Source organism: Sinorhizobium sp. BJ1 (genome assembly GCF_002531555.1).
GTDB lineage: Bacteria > Pseudomonadota > Alphaproteobacteria > Rhizobiales > Rhizobiaceae > Sinorhizobium > Sinorhizobium fredii_B.
This window is the reverse complement of sequence record NZ_NWTH01000013.1, coordinates 1-21,715: the sequence shown is the minus strand read 5'-3', so window position 1 is coordinate 21,715 and position 21,715 is coordinate 1. Positions and strand designations below refer to the sequence as shown.

The 21,715-nt window shown below is 57.9% G+C and carries 17 protein-coding genes; 3 read left to right on the top strand and 14 right to left on the bottom strand.

Annotated features, from left to right (window positions below; all coding sequences use genetic code 11):
- Positions 1 to 6,336 (bottom strand): AAA domain-containing protein, encoded by a 6,336-nt coding sequence (locus CO676_RS17840; protein ID WP_210202621.1) that lies wholly within the window; start codon positions 6,334 to 6,336, stop codon positions 1 to 3.
- A complete protein-coding gene (locus CO676_RS35710) occupies positions 6,333 to 8,666 on the bottom strand; it encodes a hypothetical protein (RefSeq protein WP_144340150.1) in 2,334 nt (777 codons plus the stop codon). The genes CO676_RS17840 and CO676_RS35710 overlap by 4 nt, the downstream gene beginning before the upstream one ends.
- A gap of 385 nt (positions 8,667 to 9,051) precedes the next feature.
- Between CO676_RS35710 and CO676_RS17835 the strand changes: the two genes are divergently transcribed.
- On the top strand, positions 9,052 to 10,254 hold the full coding sequence (locus tag CO676_RS17835; RefSeq protein ID WP_097522084.1) for a DNA sulfur modification protein DndB: 1,203 nt from the start codon (positions 9,052 to 9,054) through the stop codon (positions 10,252 to 10,254).
- A gap of 215 nt (positions 10,255 to 10,469) precedes the next feature.
- Positions 10,470 to 10,766, top strand: coding sequence for a DUF736 domain-containing protein (locus CO676_RS35285; RefSeq protein ID WP_179875531.1), 297 nt, complete (start codon positions 10,470 to 10,472; stop codon positions 10,764 to 10,766).
- 2 nt (positions 10,767 to 10,768) lie between these two features.
- Here the strand turns inward: CO676_RS35285 and CO676_RS17825 are convergent, their stop codons facing one another.
- The 11 genes from CO676_RS17825 to CO676_RS17775 form a co-directional block, all read right to left on the bottom strand.
- Positions 10,769 to 11,611: an HAD family hydrolase gene (locus CO676_RS17825; protein WP_097522082.1), complete on the bottom strand. Its 843-nt coding sequence runs from the start codon at positions 11,609 to 11,611 to the stop codon at positions 10,769 to 10,771.
- Complete coding sequence (locus CO676_RS17820; RefSeq protein ID WP_097522081.1) at positions 11,565 to 12,482, bottom strand: hypothetical protein; 918 nt, start codon at positions 12,480 to 12,482, stop codon at positions 11,565 to 11,567. The genes CO676_RS17825 and CO676_RS17820 overlap by 47 nt, the downstream gene beginning before the upstream one ends.
- Positions 12,479 to 13,042 carry a VUT family protein gene (locus CO676_RS17815; protein ID WP_097522080.1) on the bottom strand — a complete coding sequence of 188 codons (564 nt, stop codon included), beginning with the start codon at positions 13,040 to 13,042 and terminating at the stop codon, positions 12,479 to 12,481. The genes CO676_RS17820 and CO676_RS17815 overlap by 4 nt, the downstream gene beginning before the upstream one ends.
- 15 nt (positions 13,043 to 13,057) lie before the next feature.
- Positions 13,058 to 13,759 carry a 7-cyano-7-deazaguanine synthase QueC gene (queC, locus tag CO676_RS17810; RefSeq protein ID WP_097522079.1) on the bottom strand — a complete coding sequence of 234 codons (702 nt, stop codon included), beginning with the start codon at positions 13,757 to 13,759 and terminating at the stop codon, positions 13,058 to 13,060.
- Positions 13,760 to 13,773: 14 nt separating this feature from the next.
- On the bottom strand, positions 13,774 to 14,130 hold the full coding sequence (queD, locus tag CO676_RS17805) for a 6-carboxytetrahydropterin synthase QueD (protein ID WP_097522078.1): 357 nt from the start codon (positions 14,128 to 14,130) through the stop codon (positions 13,774 to 13,776).
- Positions 14,127 to 14,759: a 7-carboxy-7-deazaguanine synthase gene (gene queE, locus CO676_RS17800; RefSeq protein ID WP_097522077.1), complete on the bottom strand. Its 633-nt coding sequence runs from the start codon at positions 14,757 to 14,759 to the stop codon at positions 14,127 to 14,129. Before queE ends, queD begins: the two co-directional genes overlap by 4 nt.
- A complete protein-coding gene (gene dbpB, locus CO676_RS17795; protein WP_097522076.1) occupies positions 14,756 to 15,874 on the bottom strand; it encodes a DGQHR domain-containing protein DpdB in 1,119 nt (372 codons plus the stop codon). The genes queE and dbpB (CO676_RS17795) overlap by 4 nt, the downstream gene beginning before the upstream one ends.
- Positions 15,792 to 17,159, bottom strand: coding sequence for a tRNA-guanine transglycosylase DpdA (dpdA, locus tag CO676_RS17790; protein WP_097522075.1), 1,368 nt, complete (start codon positions 17,157 to 17,159; stop codon positions 15,792 to 15,794). Before dpdA ends, dbpB (CO676_RS17795) begins: the two co-directional genes overlap by 83 nt.
- Positions 17,156 to 18,277, bottom strand: a complete 1,122-nt coding sequence (gene dbpB / locus CO676_RS17785) for a DGQHR domain-containing protein DpdB (protein ID WP_097522074.1) — start codon at positions 18,275 to 18,277, stop codon at positions 17,156 to 17,158. The genes dpdA and dbpB (CO676_RS17785) overlap by 4 nt, the downstream gene beginning before the upstream one ends.
- Complete coding sequence (locus CO676_RS17780) at positions 18,274 to 19,134, bottom strand: hypothetical protein (protein WP_144340148.1); 861 nt, start codon at positions 19,132 to 19,134, stop codon at positions 18,274 to 18,276. Before CO676_RS17780 ends, dbpB (CO676_RS17785) begins: the two co-directional genes overlap by 4 nt.
- A gap of 348 nt (positions 19,135 to 19,482) precedes the next feature.
- Positions 19,483 to 20,073 carry an SOS response-associated peptidase gene (locus CO676_RS17775; RefSeq protein WP_097522072.1) on the bottom strand — a complete coding sequence of 197 codons (591 nt, stop codon included), beginning with the start codon at positions 20,071 to 20,073 and terminating at the stop codon, positions 19,483 to 19,485.
- 57 nt (positions 20,074 to 20,130) lie between these two features.
- On the opposite strand from CO676_RS17775, the gene CO676_RS17770 reads away from it, so the two are divergent.
- Entirely contained in the window at positions 20,131 to 20,628 is a 498-nt protein-coding gene (locus CO676_RS17770; RefSeq protein WP_179875529.1) for an SOS response-associated peptidase, read from the top strand.
- Here CO676_RS17770 and dinB read toward each other — a convergent pair.
- The coding region (gene dinB, locus CO676_RS17765; RefSeq protein WP_144340147.1) for a DNA polymerase IV at positions 20,625 to 21,715 on the bottom strand (1,091 nt) is incomplete at its 5' end. The two genes, CO676_RS17770 and dinB, sit on opposite strands and share 4 nt — an antisense overlap.

Here is a 21,715-nt window from a genome sequence, read left to right as displayed (position 1 = left end):
CTACACCTCCGCACACAAGAAGCGGCGCAGCAGCGTCCTGCTCGTCGAGGATTCGACCATATTGTCGCTCATCATATCGCTTGATTGGTGAACGCATGCTCGACATCCGTCGAAACAGAGTGTGGAATTCATGCGCAGGACCTGGTCGGCGAGCCGGCCCTCCGGGCTCAATGCTTCCTCGAGCATCGCCTCCTCCAGCGCATCATACGCGGCCAGAAGCTTGCCCAAAGCGCCCTCAGGCTCTTGCCTGGCCCGAGCGACCGCGGCGCTTGCGAGCTCCCACACCGTCGGGCGCCTCTCGACTCGATCGGTGAAAGCGGCTTTCACCTCTCGGACCGCGAGCGCCAAATCATAAAGGGAGAACCTTTCGGCTCCGATAGTCTCGGTTCCGAAAAGGATCCTTATGATGGTTGCCGGAAGTGGCCTGTCACCGAGCCCAATGTGAGACGAAATTTGTCGCAACGAACGGGCGTCAAATGGATCCAGCTCTGCCCACTCATCGTGGAAGGCACCGTTTTCAAAGAACCTCTCGCATGCTGCATCTTCGTCTGCATTCGGACACTCACCGAGCTCGTTGATCCATGCGTTACGGAACTTTGCGAAATTCGACACGAACGACCGAGCCGTACCGTCCCCGAATGCGCCAGCTTCGCAGACTGTTATTTCGAGTTCCGGCTGAGACTTGAACTGGACCGGCAGCAGTGTGTGGCCCACGACTCTGCGCTCGTCCCCACCGCCAAAATTCGCAAACGATGCCTTAATGCGGCTCGTTAGGCTGTGGACGAGCGTACTCGTAAGGTAGCGACGAAACGCGGCTTCGTCGCTGACAGCTGCGATCGCATCCTGGAAGATCTTCTGGAACCGCTGGTCTGAAAGAGAGGCTGCTACCGCTTTTACGCGCGTGACTGTGAGAAGCGGGTGCTGCGAAAGAAAGGCCGAGCGCGTCTCCTCGAACAGTTCCTCCAGAGGTTTTGCTCCCCAGAATGTGCGAAGACGATTCAGTTTGCGACGCAGTTCGGGATCTGCGGCGGCGCTGACGACGATCTCTGCTCCCCGCATCGCTTCGTAAGCGTTGACCCCAGCGAAGGTCGCCTTGTTCTCGATCAGAAACCTAAGCATCTGGCCGGAACGCCAGCGCTTCATTTTGGCGTCTCGCTCAAGATCTGAAATTTCTGCATCGACGACATGCTCAACCACGCTTGCGTTCAGCTTGAAACTTAGCCCCTCCGTCTGAACATGATAGCCGTGCAGCATGGGGCGTTTCTCGCCGGGGGACGTGAAGATTTGCGTGAGCGGGACCGGATCCAATCTGAGATCCTCCAGCTTTGCCTCCGCATCTGCTCCCCAAAAGACCTTGGCAAGTGCGAGCCCGGTCCGCTGGCCGCCTAGGCCGTCCCCGCGAAAGTACTGTATTCTGTCGAGCCACGGAGCAAGCGACCCGAGTTCCAGCGATTCAGCAAACTCGTCCTGCTTTTTCACGATTGGAAATCCGCGCAGCGTGCTCCTTGAATCATGCCGGATGCGCCTGGCCCGTTCGGTACTTGGAGGAGACTGCCGGGCTGTTGTGCCGTCCATGTGCCAATCCGACTGCCAAGCGGCTCCGAACATTTGACCCAAGCGCGACGCCTTGACGATTGTCGGTCGGAAGTAATCGGCAGAAAGCCCAGCCAATAGGTCGCCAGCGTCGTCCGGCAGACGATCGAGCCACGCCTGCGGGTTGTCTCCAAATGGCCTCGATCGGAATCCTTTGCCATAGTCATCTTCGGCGAACCAGGGCGCCTGTCCGTTGACCGGAGGAATCCACATCACGGAGGCGCCATCGTAACGCCGCGTCGCGTTTCCTGGAGCAAGGGTGTTCAACCCGATGATCACGTCTTCGATCCGCGGTTCCTCCATCCCGACATCGAGGGCTAGCCGCGGCAGATTGATCGTGTCGAACAGGAGATTGGGGATCCAGTCGCATTTCTCACGCACCGAACTCGCCTTGTCGCTCGGCGATTGCTCTGTCGATTTATCAACCGCATCACGCCAGAGAGAGGCGAGGCTGTCATGACCAAATTCCTTCCAAGCCGCCTTTCCAAAGATCGCTTCGACAAATTGAGATGCGTCGTCAATCGCTTTTGCCGGAGGAGCCCAAAGGTCGAAGGGCACTCCCGTCTTTCTTTGCCGTCTCGTCATGGCGTCGAGCATCGCAGAGAGAACTTGACCGCGGCGAACGAAATAATTGCCCGGATTCATTGGCGTCTCAAATCCCGACGGTTCGATCATGTCGCGCGGCTTCTGGAACCACCATGTGTCGCGATTGGAGTAGATTGAGAGAGTGACAGCCGTCGTCGGTCGGTCGTCGGCGCCCCGGCCACCTCGGCCCTTGCGTTGGATGAAGCTTGCAAGGTTCGCCGGCGCGTAATGCTGATAGACCATCGTGATGTCTGGATCATCGTATCCGACCTCGAGCGACGAAGTCGAAAAGACGACGTCCGACGAACGGATCAGATTTTCGACCCGGCCGGTGGCGCCAGAAAAAACAGGCTGATTGGCAACGGCAAGCGGAGTGCCCGGGACTTTGCGGCCGGCGGCGGCCTCCTGCGCTTGATCGTTGGCCGCGAAGAACCAGCATTCACCTTTTCGGAAGGCGTCGCATCCGTGCGGTTCGCCGCAACATGATGTACGCTCCGCGCCGGTGACAGGATCATCCGGAAACTCGGCAATGCGAAGCTTTGCCAGCGCCTGGTTCTCAGCATCCTCGTAAGCGGCATGTAAACGACGGACCTTATCGATGGAATCGAGGAACACGAGACTTCGAAAACCACCCTCCTTGCCTGTCCGGCGCCGCATGCCGTGCGCAAGGCACATGATCGATTGAATGGATGTGGACGCTCCAGCAATGTCCTTGCCGCGAGACTCGACCTCGGGCTGAACGAAATAGAAGTATTCGCGTCCTTTTGGATTTACCTTCCGTTCGCCATCGGCCGGAGTGATCAAATCAGCGGGTGAGGCTTGTCCGATCAATTTCGCCCAGGCTGCGCCGGGGTCGCCCAGCGTTGCGCTCATCCCGATCAAGAGAAGGGGCTCCGATGGACTGTTAAAAGCGACGCGGCCAGCCAGGCGCTGGAAGGTGTAGCCGACCTGCGCGCCGTGAACGTGCGAGTATAGATGAATTTCGTCCGCGACCAGGGCCCTGGGGGCAGACCAGCCTGAATCGTCGCCGAAAATCCTGCCGTAGGTTCGATCATGCATCCACTGATGAAGGGAGTCTGTCGTCGGCAGAAAAAATGTCGGAGGCGTTCGTTGCAGCTTTTCCTTTGACCCAATCCAGCCATCGAACCGCCAATCGCACCGCGTGCAGGCGATGCGATCCGCGCCGGACTTGCCATCATCGACCCGAAGCGTCAGGTCGCAAGCGCACCGGGGACAGTTGAACAGCGGGAAGGCAAAGTCGCCCGCCCCGAGTTCAGCCCAACCGGCAGTCCGGTCATATTCCCGAAGATTGGAGAAACTTCGCGGAACCTGCGCGATCTGGACCCCGAGCGTGAGCGTAGGCATGATGTCTAACTGATTGAAAGCTGCAAGATAGCTTGCAATTCGCTGGGCCTGGTTCGTGGCAAGCCGCACCCGAGGATAGGCGAGAATAGCTCTCGTGCCTCTCTTGGCGGCCGCGTAGTCTGCCGCCGCAGCGGCAATAAGAGGCAGAACTGCGGCTTCTGTCTTCCCAGAGCCCGTATCGGCGGCAATGGCGACGGCAGCCCCTTCGCTCTTGGCCCAAAGGTCAGACAGTTGCTTCAAGCTTCGCTGTTGAAACCCTGCGATCTGCGGATCCGGTCCCCACATTTCGACCAACATTTCCTGAAGCGCACGGAGCGCACCGGCATGCGAAGCGTCCAATCCGGTCGCCACGCTGTCGATCGCCGCAATTAGCGATTTGTTCCGCTCAGGCTTGTCTCGATCGCGAAGTTCGACCTTGAGGCTACGAACAAGATAGGGGCGGTCATCGGCATCGTCCTTATCGAAGCGCTGCTTGACATAGCGCAGTTCGCGCGCCAGTTCAGCCATGCGTGAGCGAACGCGGCCATCCTCTGCGCTCATCACCCAGCCGTTGGCGATGAGTTTCGGCAAGGCTGTCGCTACCGCCTGTCTCGGACGACCAGATGCCTCTGCCAAACCCGCTATAGAAACCCAACCTTCAAAGACCCCGAAGTTGATACGCTTTGCCTCGATCTCCTCCAAAGTGTTCAACAGGGCGAAATCCGCGTCGAGCAGACGCGGCGGGTCTTGGAGGACCGTCCGATTGTCCTCGGCCCCGGTTTCGACCCATTCCAGCATCCTGGTGTTTGAGGTGATGCGCCAGGATACGAGTCCCTCTTCTTGCAGAACATCGATCAAGGGTTTGAGAAAGTCTGTCCGGCTCCCATCCATCCACGCATAGGGCCGCCGCACGTCTTCGTAGAATGCATGCGCTCGTCCGGCCCGTCGGCGCGCGATGACATCCTTAAGTGTTCGCCGTAGCGTCTCGATGTCCAGATCGAAGATCTTGCGACGCCGATCAAACGGCTTTGCGATCCAGAAGTAGCCATGCGGACCGGATCGGTGATCGAGATTGATCCAGCCCAAGGCATGCAGGCGTGCAAGACCAGGAAATATATCCCTGCTCGCGGCAAGTGCGCGTTCGATCCGCGCAAGTGTCGCGCTTCCATGAGGACTGGCTAAAGACACCTGCCGCACGGCGTCAAGAAGCGTTTGCAGTTCGGTGCCAAGGTCAGTGTCAGACGTGTTTTCGGTGGTTGGAGCGGCTTCGAAAGGTTGAATGGGAGGCGTGTCATCGAACCCGACGGAACGGACCTCGATGGGGACGGCGGCCTCCTGTGCGTCTGAGATAACAGCGGTGCCGCGGACCGAGCCGGCAAAGACGAACTCGCGCAGAAGTTCTGCTTTGTCCATTTGCTCTTGCTCGGTTGGCACCGCATCGAGCAGGCGGCGGCTGATCACCACGATAAGTTTCTTGCGCGCGCGGGTTACAGCGACGTTCAAACGCTCAGGGGCGAAGATGAATTCCGCTTCCGCGACCGCGAATTCCGGGTCCGCCACGCAGTAGGAGAGCAGAATAGCGTCCCTTTCCTTGCCCTGGATTCGGTCGACAGTCTCGACGAATGCGTCTGGTCGCAGTCCCGGCGCCAAGGTGTTTCTGATCGCCGCGTTCTGCGCGCGGTGCGGACTAACGATTGCCAGGCGATCGGACCAGAAGCCAGGCTCCAGGGCCCCGTTCGGCTGCCTTGCACCGAGACGTTCGGATATCTTCTCGGCCAGTCGCGAGACAATATGAGCTTCAAAACTGTTGGTGTTGGCGGCGGTCGGCCCGTCATGCAGCAAGATCACGATGGGATGATCGGGATGAAGGGCGGCAACCTCCCAGTCCTCCAAGCCTCGTTGCCAATCGGGCCTATACTCTATTCGAGACTCCGGCACGGCTGATCGATAGGCGCCGGGGTAGAACTTGCGCTCCGGAAAAGATGCAAGAGGCTGGTTGAGCCGGAATGTCTCATCAAGGGCAAATTCCGGCACCTGGGCCGACTTCAGAAAGCCATAGAGCGAGCCACCCAACTGGCGCTCACCCATCTTGATCTCACGCCCGGAACGGATTGGCGGCAATTGCCGGTCGTCGCCGGCAACAACAAGCCGGCCTCCCGGTCGCAGACCGCCGTTTGCGATCAGACCGTGCGCAAGAACCATCTGCGATGCTTCGTCGATGCACACAAGGTCGAACAGATCCGCTGTGTAGCCGTCGCCCTGCGGGCTCGCCCGGAGCAGACGATACACTGTCCATACCGAGGCACCCAGAACAAATGCATTCGCATTGAGATCGTTGAGCGCGCCGCCCACCGTCTGATTGGTGATGGCCTGCCTGTGCAGAACGTCCCTGTGCAGGCCATTGGCCGGGCCGTTTCCAAAATACCGGATGTCAAACGCACCTCGACAGTGCTCGCTTGCGCTTTTTGCAACTGCATCCACGACATTGCCGATGGCGTTGCGTGTGAACGCCGTCACCAGCACGCGTGCTCTAAGTCCGGCCGCGCGTCGGGCGTTGATGTAGCCAAGGATCAGCCAGTTCAAGAGGTGCGTCTTGCCGGTACCAGGCGGACCGAGAATGAGGCCGGTCCTTGCAGGGGCAAGGCCCCGCCAAGCGGCAATTTGCGCCGGTCGAAGTGGATATTGCCCGGGTCGGGAAAGAAGTGGCGCGGCAAAATCGTCCAGACCGGACAGCCAGACTTCAGGGTCTTCGGCGTCCTGCGCTGTGGATGCCGGATTCCTCAGGAAGGAAAGGATCTGGTTGCGGATGGTCACCTTACGTCTCCGGCAGAAAGATAAGTGAGAAACTGCGCCGCCCGGTCCGTGTTGACGTCGAAGAAGGCCTTGTCGACGAACCAGTTGTCTCGCCGGTTGGTCTGCAACAGTCCTTGAAAGAGAGGTCCATCGAAGACCTGGCGGTTCATCTCGAGGTGAAGTGTGCTCCCATTCAGCGAGACGGAGCCTGCAGGCGGTCTTATCCGACAACTGAATGCTTGCCAGAGCGCTGGGTTCAAACGATTGTCCGCATCGTCGTCGGTCAAAATCAGGTCGAAATCGCCAACACTCAGTTCGGCTGCCTGACTTTCGATCGGAACGTCAAACTGCAAGAAAACCTTGCCGCCATTTCTGTCAAAGCGCCGGAGATACAAGTTCGCGAAGCATTTGCCGGCATCCCGTCTGCGACGGGCGGGCCGGGCAAGATTGATAAGCGCCTCGAGCATGCCGGCGCGATTTTCCAGCAATTCGCAAGCCAGAAGGACGTCGAGGTCCACTGCGTTTAGCGGATCGAAGGTGGCCTGGAAACGGAACGGTCGCTTGGCCAGGCGCAGCAATGGAGCGGCATGAAGAGCCGCTCGGCTGTTTTGCTCCAGTGCCCACCGAACGAGGGTCTGAAGTGACGACAGCCTTTGGGATACATCGTGCTCGATGTCGGTGCGCTGTATTTTGGTCTCAGCATTCTCGCGGAAATCGCGAATGACGTCGATGGAGAGCAATGATGAAAACGGCCGCTCGAAACCAGTGGCCGGGCGATAGGCGCTTTGATCGCTTTTGCCGAAAATGGCTTGCGAGACTTGGCGCAAGTCGTAAGCGACCGCGACCGGTAACGCCCAAAGCTGCTCGATGACCGTCCGCACCGCCGTGGCCGGAAGGTGGTGGACCCCGCGAAATTCAGGCTCCGGTACAATGTCATCCGGAGGGAACAAGCGCACAAGATGAAGCAGGCCGGTTCGAATGAGCTCATGTTCGAGGTGCCTGCCTATAGCAGCCTGAAGGTTCAGAACCTCTGAGGGTTCGTAGAAGAGTATGTGGGAATAGATTGGATCGCCATCGCCGCCGTCGTCGATCGACGAATTGTGGGCATCGATTGAGGTCAGATCGTCGATCAGCGCAGCCAAGACGTCAAGAATTGCGGCAACCTCGTCGCGGGCTTGCCCGGTTTGCGGGATGCGAATGAGCTCCCTCGTTGTCTTGCCGTTGTCGACACGCCGGTAGCCGATGGCGCAAAGTCGATCGTCCACGGGGTCGTGGTCGATCGACAGGAGGAGCGCCGTATCGATGCGCGGCGGCATCAGGTAGGTGTGCAATTCCTCTGTCCGCCGGATAGAGCCCGTTGCAAGTGCCGTTGCTCTATCGATCAGCAGCCCGGCGCGCCGAGACAGAGACCAGCTCACTCCAGGCGCTTGGGCCAACCCTTCCGCACCCGCAAGCGCCTGGACCGACTTGACACCGAGTCGATGCAGAGAACGTTTGGCTTCGTGGGTGAGACCTGGGACTGCGGAAACGTCTCGCTTTGCTGCAGGCAAATCCTCATCGATGCTGGATCGGCAATGCTCGAGGAAGCTGCATTGCTCGCATTTGAAATAGATGTGAAAGAAGGTTCGATCGACACCTGCGCCGACCTGTTTGCCGGCTATCTCGGGCAGCTGGTTGGCGCAAAAATCATCGACCAGCCTGAGGTAGGGATCGAGGGCGAATTCTTCTACCTGCCATTCGTCCGAGTCGGATGAACTGTCGTCCCTGATCCGCCAAATCTCGCCAGTTCGGCTGATCTCGGTATCACCGATACCCATTTCGCGAATCAGTGCTTCGAGAACTCGTGCATAGAAGGCGACCTGTGTCTTGTGAAAAGCGGTCGCTCGACGCGTCGCCTTCACGTCGATGATCGTCAGCTCAAACATATCCGGTCGCGCGCGAGAGCGCACCCGTCGCACGAGATCGGCCAGGTTCCGATTGAGATAAAGCCCGGTGTCGCGGAGGAAAGACACTGGACCGCTGGGACGCAGATTGATTTGGGCCGCATAGGTTTCCTGACGGTTCCCACGCAAAAATGCGCCGGAGAGCGCTTCGCTCAGCGCATTGTCACCGATTGTCGGGCGCAGAACTTTGTCCTGTCGACCAAGTCGGCGAACAACGCGTTCCTCAAATTGGTTTCCCAACACTGCCCAGGGGCGTTCGCGCACATCCTTGACGACGGGGATCGCGGCAAGCTCGATGTCGGTAGATAACTCGTAGCGCACCTTGCGCTCGCAGCGATACTGGAACCATGATTTGATTGTGCTCGCGCTAAAACCCTTCGCCATGCTCAACCCGCGCTTGCGATTCATCCCCGAGCTGTGACCTTGCCGTCATGAGGCCTTGCGCGCAAGTTCTTGCTTTCATTCGCAAAATCACCTTCGCAACCGCCGCGATCCGCCAACTTGTGCGAGTATATTTGCCAAGTTTGCAGGTACATTTGGAATGGAGCGCGGTATATTTACACAGAGGCTGTTGACAGATATACCTTCCGCGCTTACAAATCGACCAGGTCGACTTAGCGGTATTCGCCAGGATCACCAGAGAGGAGCGGTCATGAAAATAATAGCCTCGCCGGCGCCGAATAATGCGCAACGGTTGCCGGAGTGAGATGCGCAAACAGAAAAGGCCGAGAAACAGCGCACACTGTTCTCGGCCCCCGATATCGTACCTTTACTGGAAAGGAACTCCTACATCATGGCGATTCAGATTCCTGTCGTCAAGGGAAAGACGCTTTCAACCGAATACTGGTTGGGAAGCCTCTCGTTCTCCGCCATTGCCAAGTATGTGAAACTGCCGGAAAACTCCGACTGGGACGACGTTTTTGGCGGCAAGGGCGAACAAGAGGCGCAACGCAAGCTCAACAAGACCCGCGTCACCAACGAAATTGTCCCATACCTGCTCAAGAGCGATGACGCTTTCTTCTCATCGCTTGCACTCATCCTCGTTCCGGCAAGTGGCAAACCGCTGCAGGAGGGTTCTGACTACAAATTCCTCCCAACCGCAGCGGAGGGCAAGGTCGGCATGCTGGAAATCGATGAGAGCGTGGACATGTTTCCGGCCGATGGCCAGCACAGGACCGCGGCAATAATCGATGCTTTGAAGCAGGACCGGTCACGCATGACGCCGCAGGAAGTCCCTGTTGTGTTGTTGCCCTACTTTGACAAAGACAAGCTTCGGCAGCATTTCAGTGATCTAAATCTCAACGCCAAGCCCGTCTCGCAGTCGATCGGCTATGCGTTTGAAAGTCGCGATCCTATCGTAATCGTAACCAAGCGGATCATGAAGGACGTTCCGCTGTTCAATAAGCGAGTCAATGAATTGTCGAACTCGCTTGCGAAAAAGTCGCCGGACGTCATCACGATGGGAACACTCGTTCAGGCGCACCATATCCTGCTCGAGGCCTTCTATGGTCCGAAATACAAGGACAACGCCGAAATTACGGCTCTTCGCCAACTCGATCCTAGCGATGAGAAGGTCGAAACGGTCGCACAAAAATTGCAGGACGTCTGGGAGGTCGTGATCGAGAACATCGTCGAGTGGGATCTCATTCTCAATGGTAAGGCCCAGGCTCGAGAACTCCGCGAGGGAGACGAGTCGACCGGAACGCCCGGCTACGTTTTTGCCTTCGGCATCGGTTGGCAGGCGATCGCTATGGCGGCCGCTGCTCTCATCAAGGATGAACGCGACGACTGGTCGGAGGATCTCGCCCATTGCTTGCGCGCGGTTAACTGGAGGAAGGGTGATCACTGGCATGGCATTGCCATGGTCGGTGATCGGGTCAACAACACAGGCCCTGGAATTAAGGCAACGGCAGGATACATCCTTCGTGAAGGCTCGATCAGCGGCCCGGGTCCGGCGGTGAACTCCCTCATGGCGGCAGCCCCTGAAGCCGCATGACGCATTTATGAGTTAAACATCCGAATTGGAAGGGCGGCCATTGGCCGCCCTTCTTGTTGATGGACCCGCCGGCGTCCGATGGTCAACGGCGATTTTCCCGCTTTGCTCCCGCCCCCAAAATCGCCGTTCCCCGCGTTGCGGTGACATCGGCCCCCGCCGGTTCCTTTCTGGAAAGCGTCGCCCCGCATGTCGCGGGGGTGAAAGGAGCAAAGGCAATGGCAACCTTGGGAAAATTCAAGAAGGCCGAAGGCGGATTTGAAGGAACGATCGAAAGCATCACCACTGCAGCCGCGAAGGTCCGGATTCAGCCGGTGCAAGCGAAACCGAACAGCTTGGCGCCCGATTATCGAGTGTTCCGCGGCGAAGCGGAGGTCGGCGCCGCCTGGCGAAAGAAAAATCGAGAGGGTCAGCGCTATCTCGTCGTGACCCTCGACGATCCGGCATTTTCCCAGCCCATTCAATGCAGGCTCGTCCCGGAGGGCGAAAGCTACGTCCTGTTCTGGACGCGGTAGAGCTACGGCCGCTTCGCTGCTACTGCGGTCCCGGCTCGTTGCGGCGCAATGAAATGCAGTATGTAGGCTGCGGCCGCGTCAAAAGAGGGCGCTTGAAAAGAGGGGCGAATCCCAGTCTCGCGCTCCCACAAAGGCTGAAATCTACCGGGGACAAATATCGTTTCGAGACCCGCATCGTTTGCTGGCTGGATGTCGCGCGTAAGTTGATCACCAACAACAAAGGTCATCTGGTCAGCAGCCGCCAGCGCCTTTATCCGTCCAAACATTCTTCGGTTCTTAGGGGCTTCGAAAACCCGATCGACGAAACCAGCCAGTTGATGAAACTCAAGGCTGCGCGCAACGCGCTTCCGGCTTCCCTCGGTCAATATGATCACTGCCACGCCCGCGAAGGAGAGCATGCGCAAACCCGTTTCCACACCGTCCAGCAAGGCAGGCTGTTTTCCGATCGCTTCGAAGAACTCTTTTTCAACACGAGCAACCAACGCACGATCAAGGCCTGACTGTTCGCCCTGCCGCCACGCTTGGCGAACCGCTTGAGAAACTGGAGCACCGTGGAGCCCAAACACAAGAGCATCGATCAGCAAGCGCGGTGGATAGCGTAATCCCTGATGATGTTGCTTAGCGATCTCCTGGTCGAAGGCGCGTACGAACGAAAGTCGGTCCGCCTCCGGCCCCAGCAAACCTGTCGCTTCCTCGACAGCGTTGAGCAACTTAAGCTGCGCGTCGGCGAATACCCCATCCGTGTCCCAAAGCGTGTTGTCTGCATCGACAAGCACCAAGGGCGCAGGAACCTCGTTTTTATCGAGAGACACGATAGTCTTTCGCAAATTGGTCTGCAGAGGCATCGCCTTCACCAATAATGCATGAGCTCGAATTGGGGCTAACGACCGCGCGAATCACAGGATTAGACTCTTTTTTCGCCGGCGTGGCAAAAGCAAAGACCAATACGAAGAAAATAAGCCACGCCAGAAGAGCTTTGATCGCCCAAGACTGAAGCCGCTGTGCCGGTTCGAGGAAGCGCATCTTGTCAGCGACTTTCACGGCAACGAGATACGACTCGATAATATAGTTCTTGAGATATTCAACCTTCAGATCGCCGTCGAATTTGTCGGGATCGGATTTATTTATGAACGCCTTTCCCCATCGGTCCGGCTGAGTGCGGGACATAGGCATATAAAACACGAGGGATTTCGGTCCCTTGTCTTCGGCAGGCTCTTTCGAATACCGAAACCGGGCCCTAATGGCGTGGAAGGTCACAAGTGCCCCAGCCACTGCTGAGAGCGCAAAGACGCAAAACAAGGCGTAGCAAATGACGATGCCGGCGCTTCTGAAGATCGCGCCTGGATCGGTCCATCCCAGACTGGAAACTGGATAGGAATCAGCCAGTCGGTTAAACAGCAAGCCGGAAAATGCCGACATAAATGTGAGGATAGTCAAGAGCCGGGTGGCCTTGCCATCCTGATACTCGGTTTGGGACGTCACCTCGTCAAGCGATTGACGCGCCAACTTCAGCAGCTCTTCAAGATCATCTGCTTGTTGGCTTGGCACGATGCCGCCGAGCTCCTTCGCAATTTTGGCGATGACGGTGTCAGTATCGAGCGCGACGAGGCTCCCATCGTGCTCCTTCACCCTCGGGAAAAACGAAATGTCGCGATCCCGGAGCGATTCGAAGATAGCCCGAAAGACCCCCAGTTTTTCATCGGCTTCTTTTTTCATGCTGGCATCAGCCCGAGACGTCGGTCACGATTGCGAATCCAGAACAGAATTGGGAGGGCTGCGACCACCATGATGGCTTTTCCGACCACCTGGCCCGCGAGGAAGTCAAGCGATCCAAAGGCCAGCCAGAGGAACGCAACGCTATCGACGACAAGACCTGCGATGCTGCTGAAGAAGGCGGCCTTTACAAGGCCCTTCTTCTGCAAAGGTGTGAACACGACAAGATCAGTTAGTTCTGAACTGAGAAAGGCAGCGGCAGATGCCAAAGCGAGCGACGGTGGCGTGAATGTCGTAGAAAGAAATGCGCCGACGATGATGGCACCGATTGCCCACATGAGCCCGAGCCGGCGTTGCACGAGGTCACGCAGCACGAGTGCGAGCCCAACCAGGAGGACGCCGCTGGGAGCGGTCAATCCTGGGGCCACCGGTATGAGGCACGGACCATTCGGCACGCAGACTGTGCCAACGTGCCCAATCATATAGTTTGCGAGCGGAATGCAGGCTGCAAAGCCAATCAGGAATATTCCGCCTTCAATCAGTTGCCTGCTCCGTAGATTCATCCCACTCTCCTTGGCTCACGCTGCTTCCGCGACGAATTTTTGATATCCCTTTTTCCTCAGGTCGCAGGCCGGGCAGTTTTCACACCCATAGCCCCATTCGTGCAGGTCTCCACGATTTCCCAGATAGCAGGTGTGGCTATCCTCGACGATAACCTCCACAAACTCTTGACCTCCAAGATCCTTAGCGAGTTGCCAGGTCTGCGCCTTGTCAATCCACATCAATGGCGTCTCAAGAACGAACCGCTTTTCCATGCCGAGATTGAGCGCAACCTGTAGCGCCTTGATCGTGTCATCACGGCAATCCGGATAGCCAGAAAAGTCGGTTTCGCACATCCCACCGACGATGTGTTTTAAGCCCCTTCGATAGGCAAGCGCTGCCGCGAATGTCAGGAAAATCAGATTGCGCCCGGGAACAAAGGTGTTTGGTAGCCCGGTGTTCTCCATCTCGATTGCCATGGAACTGGTCAGGGCGGTGTTGGAGATCTCGCCCAGCGCCGCAAGCGATATCGTATGGTCCTGGCAGAGGCGTTCCGCCCAAGCCGGTTTCAGTTGCCGCAGTTTCTTACGAAGCGTGTCCCTGCATTCGAGTTCGATCTTGTGCCTCTGTCCATAGTCGAAGCCAACAGTTTCGACATGCGCATAACGTTCGAGCGCCCAAGCCAAGCAAGTGGTCGAGTCTTGCCCGCCAGAAAATAGAACCAGTGCAGTCCCGGTCATCTCAGCCCTCCGAGTCACTTCCCGTCATACTCAGCCCAGGAGAGGGGCGTCTCGAACACCTTGATCAGGCTCACCTCACCCAAGAGGGGCTTTACCCTTTGCCAAATCCACACCGCGATGTTCTCGGCCGTCGGGTTCTCGAGGCCAGCAATGTCGTTAAGGGTATGATGATCGAGTTGTTCCAACACCGGCCCAAACACCTTTTCCACGTCAAAGAAGTCGATGACGAAGCCGGTGTGCGGGTCGACGGGACCCTCCAACTGAAGCTCTATCCGGTATGAGTGCCCGTGCATTCGATGGCACTTGTGCGTCGCAGGGACGTGGGGCAGCCGATGGGCGGCCTCGAAGGTAAAAGCCTGAGTGATTTTCATGGGATCCCAATCATTTTGTGAGTCTGCAGGCTGAGCCGCCAGCGTGGATTTTGAAGACAGAACGCGGTGACAGCTTCGGTGTTCTTAATCCGGTCAGGCCCGTCCATAGGCTGAAGGAAATAATGGTCGAACTGAACGTCGGTGAGGTCGTCCGGGAGCAGGGCAGGTTGAGGGTAAACGAGTTTAAGCTCACTTCCGGATCGAAGCTTCAGAGGAGCTCCACCCTTCGGGCTGACGCAGACCCAGTCGATGCCTGACGGCGGCTCGACCGTTCCATTTGTCTCGATTGCGATCTCAAAACCTTCCAGGTGGACCGCATCAACAAGAGCGGTATCCAGCTGCAGGAGCGGCTCGCCACCCGTAAACACGACATAGCGATTGGTCGCTCCATCTCCCCAGGTTTTTGCGATCGCTTTTGCCAAAATACCAGCGTCGTGGAATCTGCCGCCGCCAGTCCCGTCCATGCCGACGAAGTCGGTGTCGCAGAACTTGCAGATCGCGTCATGCCGATCCTCTTCCCGGCCCGACCAGAGGTTACAGCCTGCAAACCTGCAAAAAACGGCGACGCGCCCGGCCTGGGCACCTTCGCCTTGAAGCGTCTTGAACAGTTCTTTGACTGCGTAGCTCATTTCATGTTGGCGACCTTTGGAGCCGCTTCCTCGGATACGGTGGCTTCCTGACTGCGTCGCCGTTTAACGTCCACGCGAACAATGCCGATAAGGTACTGGGCAAGGGAAACAATGTCGCGATTGACGTTCTGAACGGACTTCCAATGGCGTTTGTCGCCTTCCCCGAAGTTCCACTCGCCCGAGGTCCATGCTGTATTGTCAACGAGGCAGGCGAGCCCTTTCGAGAAATCATCCCACGTACGTGCACCGTCCAAGAGCGCCAAGATTTCCATCACGTAGCCCATTGCCATAATGCCGGCGCCGTGAACCAGCCGAGATGTCTTAGGCGTGTGATCTTCCCATTCGTTGCGGAACACGAACTTCACGGCCCGGTAAAACTCGCTCACCAAACGGAAGCTCAGATCGGCGCCGTCCGGTTCGCGCATCATTTCACGCATCACACCGTCGCTCATCGAATTGATGATAACGCGTTGGATGGCCGTGTCGCGTATGATGCCGCTTGGATTGGTATGTTGGTAGATCATCCCCTTCAGAGATGATGTCTCATCATAGTTGAGGCGTGCAGCGATGTCGGCAGCCACGGAACGGTCGCCGAGGCGGCGCGGGAGCCCGGTGACCGTCGGAAGGAGTTCGTAGATCAACGATTTCGGAAGCGGCCGCGTATTGTTGATCAGGACGAACTGTCGACGCAATTCCTCTTCGTCCCGGCAAATGATTGCGGACACGAAGACCTGAAAGTCCTTCTCCTCCACCTGACCGAGAGCTGTCAGTCTCTGCTGGCCATCGACGACGAGACCGGGCGCCCCTCCGGAGGTATCAATTTCGACTTCGCAGCGTCCGTCCGGTTGCTCTTCAACAATCCGGACATTCTCGGTGAACGCCACCACGATCGGATTGGGAAGGATCGCCTCAGGTTTTTCGAGGTAATCGCGAATTTCGCGAATATGGCCGGCGATCTGCGGTCGCTGAAAGCCGCTCAATACACCTTCGGCATCACGCGCGACCCGTTCGATCAGGGCGAACTTTTGAAGATCAGACGCTAGCGCTGCAAAGGAAAGAACTGTGTGCGCTTCGCTCTGCCTGGCTCTGATCGCTGGAAAATTCAGTATCGTCATTACGGCCACTATTGTTTGGAAGTTGGTCGACCAAGGCGTCGTAGACGCCCAAATTGTGAATGCCGCGCCGCTTGTTTCTGTTGCTCGCGCGGAAGATTACGACTTCGATGGAAAGGGCGCTGCAGATGGCGCAGGAGCAGTTCCTCCAGGGCCGTTCGGCCAAGGTCCGTTTGTAGCGCTCGCGCAAATCCTTCACCGCTTTGGCGCCGGGCAGTTCGTCGATGGTCGATCCGGTCACAGCGGGCGTTGCGTAAGCGAGCACCGTGTCGAGCGTCTCTTCGAGCCCAACCTCGTCCCGATCATATTGCCGCAGGGCAGCAAGCGCACTTTTCTCCATGGAGACAAGTTGCTCTTGATTGAGCGCTCCTCGCTTAGCAAGGCGCATGAGTTTTGGGTTCTCAAGCGCTTGCGGCACCCTGATCGCGGTAAAGTACTCGAGTTTGCCTGTCTTGGTCGGCAGGTAATAGTTGGACTTTGCATCCTTGAATGCGCGGATCAGAGGTGAGGTCGTATCAAAGCTCGTGATGTTGAATGATCCGAATGTGTCGATTTCATCGGCCTTCGCAAAGCCAAGAATGTGAAGTCGGGTCGCCTGTGGAATCACATCGCGGATGGCAACGAGGCAGGATTTGATTTGAGAGGCTTTAAGGGGAACGGTACCTCCGAGAGCAAGGTAATCGTAGCCCATGGCGACGAGGCGGCGTGCCCCTTCAGCCATGCTGCCTGGTGACCACCCCTGTATGACCCCAAGCGGGGTAAATCGGCTGGACATGTGTCGCGTGGCAACCCGGAATGCGTCGGCGTTTTCGAGGGTGATCTCAAACCGCCGGCGCGCCTCTTCCGTGCCGCCTTCAAGGCCCCTCAAGCTCTCGTCGAAGTCAAAGATGATGTGGTCGACCGAGCAGCCATGGGTGAAGCGCGCGTCATCATAGAATTCAGCAGTGTCATCCGGCGTATAGGGTGGCCTGTCTTCCTTATGATAGGTGAAAGCCCCGCAATCCCCGAAGATTGGCAGATGTGCGAACTGCGGTTTGTCGAGGCGAAGAAACTCCCTGGCCCCCACCCGTCGGAAACGCATGGCTTGTGCTTCTGTATATTTCCCGCCGATGGCAGCGCCGCCTACGATCCCCCTGGAGACGAGCATTCCCTTATAGGGTGCGTAACCCATGATCTCATGAGGGTAGGCGTCGTCCCAGTAGGGCGTTCTTCCCTCCGAGTAACGATCTCTGATGAAATCGTAACCCGGATCGACGTGGTCGAGACTGTCAGCAAAAATGAACTTCATCGCGCCGGCCTCGACAATTTTCGGTCCAGTTGTATCAGGTGATCAGAGAGCTTGGAGATATGCTGCGGGGTGCCTTGGATCTCATTCCAGGCCCAGCCGAGCCCCTCCCATGTTCCTTCGGTCCAGCAGCAATAGGGCGCCAGTCGTCGGAGCGCCTCCCGAACTTCCGCCTCTGGCGTCGCAGAACTGTCCGCTCGGAGCATGACCTGATCCATCAGCGCTCCCATAGCCTTGATGCCGGCCGAGTGCATCAACCGGCTTTCTGATGGTGTCTTGCCCCAGGCGTCGGGAAACGTGTCACGCACAGCCGACCAATAAAGCACCAGCGCTTCATACATCGCGTCGGGATCGGAGGATTCCGCCGATTGCTTGTACTGGCTAAGCGCGCCGTAGGGGGGGCGAAGATTCTGCTTTATTGCCGCAATCAGTGCGGTATCACTAACGATGCTTTCTTCATCGCCGGTATCCGAGGCGCGCCTGATAAGACGGTAGAACGGAGACTTCGCCTGCCGGTTCAGCAGATTGCATAGTTCACTGGGAAGGCGGTTCGCAGCCAGATCCTTCGGAAGAATTGAACCGACTTCTGGAAGAAGTTCGTTGATGAGCCGGACATCCAAGGCCTTGACCTTGTTCACCAGTATGAACTGTTCACGATGAACCTGGAGGTCGCGAGATACAAAGCCGATGACTGGTACGGGGATCTGGCTGTTCTTCGCCCTTGCCAGCGCCAGTGACCGCTGCTGACCGTCCACAATCCAAGCGGCGCGCTCGCCCTCTATACGAAGGGGAATGGTCAGCGTACCTGAAACGCCGACTTCAGCCAGACCCTTTGGTTTTGGGCCTCGCGACACATCGAAGGTGATTTCCGGAGACAGCGCAAGCGTGATCGCGTTTGGAAACAGAACCGGGCCGCTATCGAGAAAATCGACGATCGCTTTAACGTGGCTGCGAATTTCCTTTCGCTGAAACCCTTTCAGGTCCTTCTCGTTGCGATGAATGCGACTAATGTCGGCAATTCGCGTCAAGTCGGAGCCATGGAGGAAAAACGCATAGACGTCGATGCCGTCCCCTTGCTGTGTCTTCACGGCTCGAACGACGAGATTTTCCTGGGCCGTCATTGCGAGGCCCTCTCGTCACGCACCTCAGCGGCAAGTCGCGCAAAGCGCTTTTGCTCGCACGCGATGTTCAATTCGTCCCGCAGGAGCCTCAGGAGCTTGGTTGAGCTCCCTCCCACGCGGGCCCAGTTGTCCCGCGCGATAGTCTTGATCTCAGTGTCGGACATGCGAGTTCCCGGCCGCACCTCATGACGGTCCCAAGTTGCCATGACCGACTCAAGTTTCTTTGCATGGGAAGCAGCCTCGGCTCGCGGGGCATCCGGTAGAATCGCCTCAACGAAATGGCGAAGCGCCCGAGAAGCGAAATCTGATTTGGTTCCGCGTATCGGGCTCTGGGGTCCGTCGAGCCGACCGTCGTAAGGGATAACCTGAGCAGACAACCGGGCCGGAAGAACGCCATTGTCGGACCCACTGAGGATGCGAACGCGTTCAAGCGAGCTTTCCCGGAGTTCCGTCAGTTCGTGCGCGATCATGCGCAGATATGGCGAGGGAAGAGCAACAAGGATAAGGCCGTCGAAACGATCACTCAGTTCAGACAAAGATCTGCGGTTACTCATTAGACGCCACCAGTCGGCACTGGTTTCGCCAGCGCTGAATTTTTCGACGATGTAGTCCGGACCACCTTTGGTGACGGTGAGATTATATGAGGGAATGGTCTCCTCGATGCAGACGAGCCCTAGTCCGGCAGAAACGACGCAGAGGTTACCCGCGGCCGCCCGAGTGGCACTGCTTGCCTCAACGATCGATCGTCCACAGTAGACGTCGCCCGCGCTGCCTGCCGGTTGAACCGCAGAAATCCGCGAAGCCCACTCTGCATTAACAGCTTGCGCGCTGCCGATCGGCAGGTTGCGAGCGCTCAATTCTGGACTGGGGACGGAGCGCTTTCTCTGAGTGCAAGCGGTGAGAAGTAGGTGCATAATGATTGCCTCTGTGGCCGTCACCCACTTTCTGGAGCAACCGAAACTGTACGCCAAATAACTGCCTGAGGATGTTTTGGTCAATACAGAAACTGCAGGCGCTTGATTTGGCTCCCCAGAAAACTGCAATCGTACACCGGGGTGTCGTGCAGTATTCTGGAAACGCCCTCTGCTATCACTCGAAATCCGCGTTGACGTAGGGGACAACAGCTCGAAATCAGGCTTGAGCGGAGAGATTGCCCTACTCAGGGTAATGGATAAAACTTGAGCATGCCGCTTTCGAGCAGGCAATTAGCCGACCTGCTCGACCGCCAATGTCCCCGCCGGCAGCGGCTTGATCAGCGACTTCGCAGAAACCGTCGGATCAAGCCAGCGGGACCAGTCATTACGGTCCAGGATGACGATCTGCCGGTCGTGATACGGCGCCATATCCGGTCCGGGCTCCATCGTCAGCATGGTGAAGGCTTGGCCCACCTCCGGCGTCTCTCGCCAGATGCCGGCAATGCAGAAGATCGGCTCGTCCTTCTTCGTGAACAGCCACTTGTCCTTGCGTTTCTTTGTTGGATCCTTCGGATCGGTAAACTCGTAAAAGCCATCGGCGATGATCAGGCAACGGTTGGAATTGAACTCGCGTCCCTCAGACCGGAAATTATAGACCGGCCGCTTGTTCTGCCCGGGCCAGCTCCAGCGCCGCTGCACGAGCTCAGCCTCATCGCGGGCGCCGTCGATCGTTCTGACGATTGGACCGATATCGGTGATCTTGATGTCCTCGCGCGCTTCAAGGTTCGGCGCGCCTTCGCCGAAGCGGATCTTGATCTTGAGCTCGGCGAAGTCCTCGACGATCGAGGCGACATCCACCATCAGCCGATAATCATTGCACATGCGTCCTCCAACTCAGGTCTGGTTGTGTGGGGATATTGTTCCTGCTATGTTCTAACTATGACAAGTGCGACCGTTTTCCAGTCCGACGCCCCGCTTGATGAGCGCCGCGTGATCATAAGGCGCCATGACGGCGATGTGGAGATGGTGGAACTGCCGTGGGGCCTGCGCCCGCGCGACGGCGATGCGCGTGCCGTGAACGTCGTTCGATCGGAAGGAAGGACGTTTCCGAGCCACCGCTGTCTGGTGCCGGCCTCGGAGTTTCGCCATAGGAGCTTTAGCTTCTCGCTCGCGAACGGCGACTGGTTCTATTTCGGGGGGGTCTGGCGGCCGGCGATCGGGGACTGGCCGGAGGCTTACGCCATTCTGACAATCGAGGCGAATGCCGATCTCGCGCCGTTTCACGATCGGCAGATGGCGGTGTTGACACGCGATCAACGCATGGCCTGGCTCGACGGAGTTGTGCCTGAAGATGAAATCCTTCGCCCGCTGCCAGCAGGGACATTTCGGGTCAAGCGCCATTCGATCGATCCCGTCCAGCCGACGCTGGCGGTCTAAAACGCCAGCCGCAACTGCGGCCTCGCTCCAGAGGTCTGCCGTTCCAATGATGACAGCGTGACGCCGAGCAGGCGGATTCCCTTGGGCGGCGGAAAGATCGGCTCGAGAAGCAGGCCGACCACCTCCTCAAGGTCGCCGATCGTTTGCAGAGGTGCCGTAACCGTCTTGCTGCGGGTGATCTGGGTGAAGTCGGCATATTTGACCTTGAGCGTCACGGTCTTGGCGCCGATTTCATTGGCCTCGCAGTAAGCCCACACCTTTTCGATCAGCGGCTGAAGACCTTCGCGCGCCGGGCCGTAGGAGTGGATGTCCTCGGAGAACGTGTCTTCGGCCCCGACGGATTTGCGCACCCGGTCCGGTTTGACCTGGCGATTGTCGATGCCGCGGGCAATTCCATAGAAATACGGGCCTGACTTCCCGAAGTGTTCGACCAGGAATTCGAGCGTCTTGTCCTTGAGGTCTGCGCCCGTCTCGATGCCGAGCCTATGCATCTTTTCGGCCGTTGCGGGGCCTACGCCATGGAATTTCTTGACGGGGAGGGCCTCGACGAAGGCCGGCCCGTTCTTCGGCGTAATGACAGCCTGACCATTGGGCTTGTTCAGGTCGGATGCCATCTTGGCGAGGAACTTGTTGTAGGAAATCCCGGCCGACGCATTGAGGCCGGTGACCTGCTTGATCTTCGCCCTGATCTCCGCGGCGATCTCGGTGGCGATCTCCATGCCCTTCAGGTTTTCGGTGACGTCGAGATAGGCCTCGTCGAGCGAGAGCGGCTCGATCAACGGCGTATATTCCGCGAAGATCGCGCGGATCTGCAACGAGACGGCCTTGTAGACGTCAAAGCGCGGTTTGACGAAGATAAGCTCGGGGCATTTGCGCTTGGCGGTCACCGAAGGCATTGCCGAATGAACGCCGAACTTGCGGGCCTCGTAGCTGGCGGCCGCGACGACGCCGCGGGCAGCAGGATAGCCGACGGCAACCGGCAGGCCCCTGAGTTCCGGATTGTCGCGCTGCTCGACTGATGCATAGAAGGGTAGAGTAGGCGGTGAGCGCCTAACCCGCCTCGCGGCGGGCGGTTTCTCACCGCCTC

Bases quoted from the DNA above. Each gene is read 5' to 3' on its own strand.
- queE (WP_097522077.1), bottom strand. From the start codon at position 14,759: ATGAGCTACGCAGTCAAAGAACTGTTCAAGACGCTTCAAGGCGAAGGT.
- CO676_RS17820 (WP_097522081.1), bottom strand. From the start codon at position 12,482: ATGAAAAAAGAAGCCGATGAAAAACTGGGGGTCTTTCGGGCTATCTTC.
- queD (WP_097522078.1), bottom strand. From the start codon at position 14,130: ATGAAAATCACTCAGGCTTTTACCTTCGAGGCCGCCCATCGGCTGCCC.
- CO676_RS35710 (WP_144340150.1), bottom strand. From the start codon at position 8,666: ATGAATCGCAAGCGCGGGTTGAGCATGGCGAAGGGTTTTAGCGCGAGC.
- CO676_RS35285 (WP_179875531.1), top strand. From the start codon at position 10,470: ATGGCAACCTTGGGAAAATTCAAGAAGGCCGAAGGCGGATTTGAAGGA.
- CO676_RS17770 (WP_179875529.1), top strand. From the start codon at position 20,131: ATGACAAGTGCGACCGTTTTCCAGTCCGACGCCCCGCTTGATGAGCGC.
- dpdA (WP_097522075.1), bottom strand. From the start codon at position 17,159: ATGAAGTTCATTTTTGCTGACAGTCTCGACCACGTCGATCCGGGTTAC.
- dbpB (WP_097522074.1), bottom strand. From the start codon at position 18,277: ATGACGGCCCAGGAAAATCTCGTCGTTCGAGCCGTGAAGACACAGCAA.
- CO676_RS17775 (WP_097522072.1), bottom strand. From the start codon at position 20,073: ATGTGCAATGATTATCGGCTGATGGTGGATGTCGCCTCGATCGTCGAG.
- dbpB (WP_097522076.1), bottom strand. From the start codon at position 15,874: ATGACGATACTGAATTTTCCAGCGATCAGAGCCAGGCAGAGCGAAGCG.
- CO676_RS17835 (WP_097522084.1), top strand. From the start codon at position 9,052: ATGGCGATTCAGATTCCTGTCGTCAAGGGAAAGACGCTTTCAACCGAA.
- CO676_RS17825 (WP_097522082.1), bottom strand. From the start codon at position 11,611: ATGCCTCTGCAGACCAATTTGCGAAAGACTATCGTGTCTCTCGATAAA.
- queC (WP_097522079.1), bottom strand. From the start codon at position 13,759: ATGACCGGGACTGCACTGGTTCTATTTTCTGGCGGGCAAGACTCGACC.
- CO676_RS17815 (WP_097522080.1), bottom strand. From the start codon at position 13,042: ATGAATCTACGGAGCAGGCAACTGATTGAAGGCGGAATATTCCTGATT.